Source organism: Streptomyces sp. NRRL F-2580 (assembly GCF_000720115.1).
Taxonomy (GTDB): Bacteria; Actinomycetota; Actinomycetes; order Streptomycetales; family Streptomycetaceae; genus Streptomyces.
On record NZ_JOIR01000081.1, the window covers coordinates 1 to 6,411 of the forward strand.

The 6,411-nt window shown below is 72.2% G+C and carries 6 protein-coding genes and 1 pseudogene; 6 read left to right on the forward strand and 1 reads right to left on the reverse strand.

What is annotated here, in order from left to right:
• A partial coding sequence (locus IF88_RS0139270; protein WP_030724214.1) for a hypothetical protein occupies positions 1-265 on the forward strand: 265 nt, incomplete at its 5' end.
• A gap of 187 nt (positions 266-452) precedes the next feature.
• Here IF88_RS0139270 and IF88_RS0139275 read toward each other — a convergent pair.
• On the reverse strand, positions 453-1,346 hold the full coding sequence (locus IF88_RS0139275) for a LysR family transcriptional regulator (RefSeq protein ID WP_030724216.1): 894 nt from the start codon (positions 1,344-1,346) through the stop codon (positions 453-455).
• Between the two features lie 135 nt (positions 1,347-1,481).
• On the opposite strand from IF88_RS0139275, the gene IF88_RS0139280 reads away from it, so the two are divergent.
• The 5 genes and pseudogenes from IF88_RS0139280 to IF88_RS0139295 all read left to right on the forward strand — a co-directional run bounded on the left by IF88_RS0139280 (position 1,482) and on the right by IF88_RS0139295 (position 6,297).
• A complete protein-coding gene (locus IF88_RS0139280) occupies positions 1,482-2,123 on the forward strand; it encodes a hemerythrin domain-containing protein (protein WP_107050745.1) in 642 nt (213 codons plus the stop codon).
• Between the two features lie 86 nt (positions 2,124-2,209).
• Positions 2,210-3,316 (forward strand): GNAT family N-acetyltransferase, encoded by a 1,107-nt coding sequence (locus IF88_RS0139285; protein WP_234323875.1) that lies wholly within the window; start codon positions 2,210-2,212, stop codon positions 3,314-3,316.
• Between the two features lie 64 nt (positions 3,317-3,380).
• Positions 3,381-4,571 (forward strand): annotated as a pseudogene (locus IF88_RS47545) (glycosyltransferase); the annotation flags it as partial.
• An 18-nt stretch (positions 4,572-4,589) separates the two neighbouring features.
• On the forward strand, positions 4,590-5,327 hold the full coding sequence (locus tag IF88_RS47550) for an SAM-dependent methyltransferase (protein ID WP_199808213.1): 738 nt from the start codon (positions 4,590-4,592) through the stop codon (positions 5,325-5,327).
• 100 nt (positions 5,328-5,427) lie between these two features.
• Complete coding sequence (locus IF88_RS0139295) at positions 5,428-6,297, forward strand: alpha/beta fold hydrolase (protein WP_199808212.1); 870 nt, start codon at positions 5,428-5,430, stop codon at positions 6,295-6,297.
• Positions 6,298-6,411: the final 114 nt, after the last annotated feature.

The following is a 6,411-nucleotide window of genomic DNA, read 5'->3' on the forward strand; positions in this document are numbered from 1 at the left end:
CAAGTTCTACCAGGGCACCGTCTACTGCGAGCACAAGCCCGAAAAGCCCGCCCCGGGCAAGGAGACCCCGGGCAAGGAGACCCCGGGCAAGGAGACCCCGGGCAAGGAGACGCCGGGTACGGAGACCCCCACCACGGAGACCCCGACCACGGAGACCCCGGAGACGGAGACCCCGGCCACGGACACCCCGGCCCCGGAGACGGAGACCCCGGCGACGGAGACCGGTGAGGCACCCGTGGAGGCCAGCGCGGCCGTGTCCGGCTGAGCCTGGTACCCCGGCGACGTAGCTCCCCGTGCCCGTACCGGACCACACAGTGAAGCGATACAGCTGATCAGCCCCTGTCAGGCCCGCCGGGCCCCAGGGGCTTCGGCCTGGGGTTCGGGGCCGGTGTTCCGTACCGTCGACGGGCAGCCCGGCACGCCGGTGCGTCTGCCCCACGCGGCACGTCTCGTCAGAAGCGGAACACGCCGAGGTCTCGCACGGTGCCGGCCAGGGCGCGGATGAGGTCGTTCTCGGCTTCGGTCCGCCAGACCAGAGCGAAGCGCATGGTCGCCATGTCGGGGAGGGGGATCCATCGGATGTTCGGCATGCCCCAGTGCCTGGTGACATGGCCGGGGAAGGTGTGGATGATCTCGCCCATGCCGACGTGGTTGATCAGCTGATCGGCGTTGTCCGACGCCGCGGACGTGATGCGCTCGATCGAGCGGCCCCGTGGGGTGTGGAAGGGCAGGTAGCTGTCCTCCCAGTAGTCCGGCAGGCCGTGGGCGGTGCCGTGTGGGAAGTCGGCGAGCAGCTCCAGCCGCACCGAGTCCCGTTCCGCGAGCCGGTGGTCGGCGGCCACGGCGAGGATCCGCGAGTCGGTGCACAGGGTCGGTCCGACGGTGAAGTCCGGTTCCTCCACCGGCAGCCAGGCGACGATGACGTCCATGGCACCGCTGCGGAGCTGGCCGAACACATCGGTGAAGGTCGCCTGGCGGATCTGCAGTCCCCAGTGCGGGTACCGCGCGCGGAACGCCTTCCAGTAGGGGTGCAGATCGACGACGTTGAAGGGCATCAGGCTGACGCGGAGCTGTGCGGTGATGCCGCGGGCCGCCAACTGGGCCCGCTCCAGGGACGCGTGCAGACCCGCGTAGACCGGTTGCAGATCGTCGCGGAACTGGCGGCCGACCTCCGTCAGCCGCACCGTGCGGCTGGTACGGGCGAACAGCTCGGCACCGATGCGCCGCTCCTGCTTCTTGATGGCCTGGCTGACGCGCGCCTGGGAGACGTGCAGCCGCTGCGCGGCCCTGCCGAAGTGCAGCTCCTCCGCCAGCACCAGGAAGATCTCGATGTCCCGCAGTTCCACCCGCCGGCCCCCGCCCCCGCGTCGATAACCCAGCGGTTATCGAACCGCGCACAAATATTCCTTGATCTTACGTGCGAACCACAAGATCGTTTGGGGCATGCAGCCACGCGCGCAAGACCCCCCAACCGCATGTCCATGAGCGAGGCCATCGACCTGACCGTCACGTACGCGATGCACGACGCCCTGCGCCGGGAACTGGCCCAACTGGACCGGGTCACCACCGCCGCGGACCGTGACCCGCGGCAGGTGCTGGCCACCGCTGCCGGCTGGACGCTGTTCAAAAAGGCCCTCCACGCCCACCACACGGCCGAGGACGACGCACTGTGGCCACCGCTGCGGCAGAACCTGGCCGGCCGGCCGAAGGACCTGGCGCTACTGGAGGTCATGGAGGCCGAACACGCCGCCATCACCCCGGTGATCCAGGCCATCGACGCCGTACTGACCGACCCCGGCGCCGGCTCGCTGCGGTTGGGCCAGCTCGCCGACGCGCTGACCCGCGGCCTGGCCGGCCACCTCGAACACGAGGAGGAAGCGGCGCTCCCGCTGGTCCGACGGGAGCTGACGGCCGAGCAGTGGGGCCACTTCAGCCGGGTCCAGGCCCAGCACATCGACCGGGACGCACCGCTGCTGCTGCCGTGGCTGCTCGACGGCGCCGACGAACCGACAGCGGCCAGGCTCCTCGCCCACCTGCCCGCACCCGCGTACGCCGCCTGCACCACCCGGTGGATCCCGGCGTACGCCGCTCTCGACCGCTGGAGTCCGGACACCACGGCCTGACGCAGCCTCATCAGCCGCCGCCCCGGCGCGTCCCGCCCCGACACGAGCACGCCCACGCGGCATCCCGAAGTACGACCGACGCCCGAATGCCGACGACGATGACCGACCCGACCCGACCCGACCCGGCCCGGCCCGGCCCGACCACGAAAGCCATCACCTTGCCCGAATCCGTACACGTCATCGAGCTCCAGCACGTCTCGGTCGCCGAGGCCGCCGCGTGGCATCGGATCGTCGCCGCCTCGACGGCCCACGACCTGCCCGGCGTACCGGCCCCCGACCCCGGAGAGATCCACGCCCGGCTCACCCAGCCCGCTCTGGGCAGCCATCGGCTGACCTGGCTGGCCATCGGGGCGGACGACGGCGTCCCCGTCGGAGTCGCCGGCCTGCGGGTGTTCACCTCCCCGGGCCAGGAGCACCTGGCCGAACTGGAACTGCACGTCGCCCCCGCACACCGGCGCCTGGGAACCGGCTCCCTCCTGCTGTCGGCGGTCGTGGCGGCCTGCCGCACCGAGAACCGGCGCAGCCTCATCGCGGCAGCCGCGGCCGACAGCCCGGGCGAAGCCTTCAGCGAACGGCGCGGCTTCCGCCGGGCCCTGACGCTGGATCACCTCATCCTGCGCCTCGACGAGCTGCCCGAGACCGAGCTGCCCGAGGCCGACCTCCCCGAGACCGACCTGCCCCGGACCGCCGACACCGCGCCCCCCGGCTACCGGCCGGCCCACTGGACCGGCACGGTTCCCGACGAGCTCGCCGACGCCTTCGCCGCGGCCAAGAACGCGATGAACGACATGCCCGTCGGCGACCTGGACTACGGCAGCATCGCGTGGGACGCCGACCGCGTCCGCGCCATGGCCAAGGTGGTCGCCGACCGCGGCGACACACTGCTGACCGTCGCGGCAGTCCACGACGACGGCACCATCGCCGGCTACACCGAGATCCTGCTTTCCCAGGGCTCCGCGCCGCGGGCCCAGCAGTACGACACGGCGGTCGTGCCCGCGCACCGCGGCCACGGCCTCGGGCTGTGGGTCAAGGCCGCCATGGTGCGGCGCCTGCGCGCCGAGCATCCCGACGTCGTCGAGATCGAGACGGACAACGCCGACGACAACGTCCACATGCTGGCCGTCAACCACCGGCTGGGATTCCGCTCCTACCGGCGCACCCACGAGTTCCAGCTCGACGTGCCGGCGACCTGACCTCACCCACAGGCCCCTTCCCCCTTCCCCCCCTCACCCCCACCACAGAAACGAGAAACACGACATGCGCGTGCTGTTGATGGCGTACGGATCACGCGGCGACATCGCCCCGCTGGCGGGACTGGCGGCGCAGCTGCGAGAACTCGGCGCGCAGGTACGCGTGTGCGCACCGCCGGACGAGGAGTTCGCGGAACTGCTGGCCGGCGTCGGCGCGGAACTGGTGCCCTTCGGGCGGGACGTGCGCGCGCTGCGGACGGGAGCGCCGCCGTCGGACGCGGCCGCGTTCGCGGCCGAGCTCGTCGCCGCGCACTTCGACACGGTCGCCAGGGCGGCCGAGGACTGTGACGTGCTGGTGGCGAGCGGTCTGATGCCGGCCGGCGCCCGCTCGGTGGCCGAGAAGCTGGGCATCCGCTACGTGTACGCGGGCTTCCACCCGTTCGAGATGCCCTCCCCGCACTACCCGCCGCCGCCGCGGCCCGGCCCGCCGGCCCCGCCCGACATGACCGACCGCCGGGCCCTGTGGGACCTGGACACCCAGAAGGTCAACGCCCTCTACCTCCAGCCCCTCAACGCCCACCGTACGGCGCTCGGCCTCGCCCCCGTGGACGACGTCCGCGCGCACGTCTTCACCGAACGGCCGTGGCTGGCGGCGGACCCGGTCCTGGGCCCGTGGCAGGAACTGCCGGACCTCGACGTCGTGCAGACCGGCGCGTGGATCCTGCCCGACGAACGCCCCCTGCCCGCCGACCTGGAGGCGTTCCTGGACGCCGGCACCCCACCGGTGTACGTCGGGTTCGGCAGCATGCCCATGAGCACGGCCTCCGACATCGCCCGCACCACCGTCGAGGCGGCCCGCGCGCAGGGCCGCCGCGTGCTCGTCTCCCGCGGCTGGGCCGACCTGGGCCTGGTGGACGACTCGGACGACTGCTTCGCCGTCGGCGACGTCAACCACCAGTCGCTGTTCCGCCGGGTCGCGGCCGTCGTCCACCACGGCGGCGCGGGCACCACGACCACCGCGGCCCGGGCCGGTGCGCCCCAGGTGGTGGTACCCCAGTTCGTGGACCAGCCGCACTGGGCCGCCCGCGTGTCCGACCTGGGCATCGGCGCGGCACACGACGGCCCCACCCCCACCCTCGAGTCCCTGTCCGCCGCCCTCGAAACGGCCCTGACCCCCAAGACACGAGCACGGGCGAAGGCCGTCGCCGACACGATCCGCACCGACGGGGCGGCGGTGGCCGCGCAGCTGCTCCTCGACACGGGACACGCCGCGCCGATGAGCCGCGAACAGATCTCCCAGATCGCCCATGCCGAACACCCGATCAAATCCCCGCTCGACGACGAATCGGTCGCCCTGCTGCTCGAACGCGGCCTGCCGCGGGGCGACGAGCGCGTGCTCGACCTCGGATGCGGCACGGCGGAATGGCTCCTGCGCGCCCTGGCCACCCGCCCGCTCCTGCACGCCGAGGGCGTCGACGTCTCCGAGGTCGCTCTGACGCAGGCCCGCCGGACGGCGAGCGGACTCGGAGTGGAGGAGCGCCTGGTCCTCCACCATCAGGAAGCCGCGGACTTCGCCTCCACACAGCCGTTCGACCTGGTGATCAGCATCGGCGCCACCCACGCCTTCGACGGTCTCCTCCCCACCCTCGCGGCCGCCCGCGAGCACCTGGCTCCCGGAGGCCGCGTTCTGATCGGCGAGTCGTTCTGGGACCGCACCCCCTCACCCGAGGCCGTCGAGATGTTCGGTGACCTCGCCGATCTGGCGACCACGGTGGACCTCGTCGTCGCCGACGGATGGACCCCTGTCCACGGCCACGTCAGCACCCGGAGTGAGCTGGACGCCTACGAGTGGGCCTGCTGGGGCTCGCTGGCCGCATGGGCCCTGGACCACCCCGACGATCCGGCCGCCGCACAGGTACTGGAGACGGCCAACGCCCAGCGCACGGAGTGGCTGCGCGGGTACCGGGACAGCTTCGGCTTCCTCTGCCTGGTCCTGCGCCGGACATCGGACTGACCGCGCAGGGCCGCCGACAGGCCCATCCGCCGAAAAGGGCACGAATGATCTTCCGCCAGGGCCGACGCCGAACCGCGGCGGCCGGAAAGTGAGCACACAGATGCAACCGACGTACGTACTGGTCCACGGAGCCTTCGCGAACTCCTTCTCCTTCGCGCCCCTCCAGGCGGAACTCGGCCTCCTCGGACACCGTTCGGTCGCCGTCGACCTGCCCGGCCACGGCTTCCAGGCGACCTTCACCCCCGCCTACCAAACCCCGCAGGACCTCGAAGCCCTCGCCTCCGCGCCCGGCTCGATCAAGGGCGTCACGCTCGCCGACAACGCCGCGCACCTGATCGGGATCCTGGAACGGGCCAAGCGCAACGGCCCCGTGATCCTCGTCTCGCACAGCCGCGGCGGCATCACGGCCACGGCCGCGGCCAACGCGCGCCCGGACCTGATCGACCGCATCGTCTACGTCTCGGCCTGGTGCCCGGTCCGTCTCGACGTCGGCGACTACTACGCCGAGCCGGAGATGGCCGGGGTCGACCCCGCCGCCTTCGCCTCGGCGCTGGCCGGGAACCCCGCCGACCTCGGGCTGCTCCGGGTCAACTTCCGCACCGCACACCCGGACGCGCTCGCGGCGTTCAAGGCGGCCTTCTTCGCCGACGGCACCGACGAGCAGTTCCTCGCCTTCCTGAACACCTTCCAGCCCGACGAGAACCTGGACGTCGGCGGCTCCGCCGACCGGGCGCAGGCCGCGACCTGGGGCCGCACCCCGAAGACCTACATCCGCCTGGCCGACGACGCGAGCCTGCCCCTCGCCCTCCAGGACCGGCTGATCCGCGAGGGCGACGAGCTGACGCCGGACAACCCGTACGACGTCCGCACGCTGGAGGGCAGCCACCTGAAGTGGCTGGCCGACCCGGCGCCGGCGGCCCGCGCTCTGGGCGAACTCGCCACGCTCCCGTCCCCGCCCGCCCAGGCGTGACCGGAACCGGCCGAGGGGGCCTGTCACGCGCCTGTGACAGTCGGCGGACAGCGTCGTGAAGTGCGGGAGTCAGTCTTTTAACCAGACGGACAAAACAGACATTTCATCACTGTC